We start from the raw sequence: 1,032 nt of genomic DNA, 5'->3' as shown, positions 1-1,032 counted from the left end.
GTCGACACCATCTGCGCCAGGCAGTCCGCAAGTGTCGCCGTACTCTCTTGCAGCGCCTCCCCCTCGGCAGGCGAAAGGCCGAAAACCTCAGCCTCACGTGCAGTATCGCGCGTCATTACCAGGGATCCATGCTGCAGAACGGCGTCTCCCATCCAGACCTGGGCGCTCCCGGAGAGTTTGCGGATCCCGACAGACAGGTCCGCCGAGGTCGCGTGCAGGTAGCACGCCCCTGATGCGGACGATCCTCTCGGACGAGGGGTGAGAGACGCTTCGGCGAGTCCGAGGCGTCTGTATGCCTCGACGAGAGCCGCGCACAGGTGCGCATAGGATGCCGCAGTTCCCCGGGGCACGCCGTCGCCTACAGCCGCGACGACCGAGTAGGTGACTTCGTCGGCGTGCAAAACGCCCCGGCCTCCGGTAAAACGCCGGACGACATCGACGCCGTAGCGTCTGCACGCCTCAAGGTCTACGCTGCCCGTGTCCTGGAAGCGGCCGAGAGTGACCGTCGGGCGCTTCCATCCGTAGATCCGAAGCGTGGCAGGAGCCTCACCGGCGACACGCGACATCTGGATCGCACGGTCAAGCGCCATGTTCCATGCGCCATCACCGGGGAGTGTCTCGACGATGAGACGCCACCGGCCGGGCACCGCGTCAGCCTTCCGGGTTGTATCGGAGATCGGGATTGCGAGCGGCCCGCGCCTCATCCAGCCGCCTCACGGGAGTGGTATAGGGCGCCCCGCGAACGGCGTCCGGAACGCTGACCGCCTCCTCGGCGATCGCGAGCAGGGCGTCAGCGAAACGATCGAGCTCGGCCAACGACTCCGTCTCCGTCGGCTCGATCATCAGGGCCTCTTCGACGATCAGCGGGAAGTAGACGGTCGGCGGATGGAAGCCGTGGTCGAGCAACCGCTTCGCGATGTCGAGCGTGCGGACTCCACTCTCCCGCTTCTGCCGGGACCCGGAGAGTACGAACTCGTGCATGCATGTCCGGTCGTACGCAAGTTGGTAGGCACCCCTCAGGCGCTCTTTCAA

The 1,032-nt window shown here is 66.0% G+C and carries 2 protein-coding genes; both read right to left on the bottom strand.

Annotated elements, in window-relative coordinates; genetic code table 11:
• On the bottom strand, positions 1-647 hold a 647-nt coding region (locus Q8K99_08875), incomplete at its 3' end, for a biotin/lipoate A/B protein ligase family protein (protein ID MDP2182666.1).
• Positions 648-651: 4 nt separating this feature from the next.
• Positions 652-1,032 (bottom strand): aminomethyl-transferring glycine dehydrogenase subunit GcvPB (locus Q8K99_08870; protein MDP2182665.1); only part of this gene is annotated, 381 nt, incomplete at its 5' end.

This window comes from Actinomycetota bacterium (assembly GCA_030682655.1).
In the GTDB taxonomy this organism is placed as follows: Bacteria; Actinomycetota; Coriobacteriia; order Anaerosomatales; family JAUXNU01; genus JAUXNU01.
The sequence above is the reverse complement of the archived record's forward strand: the minus strand, read 5'-3'. Positions and strand labels throughout refer to the sequence as shown.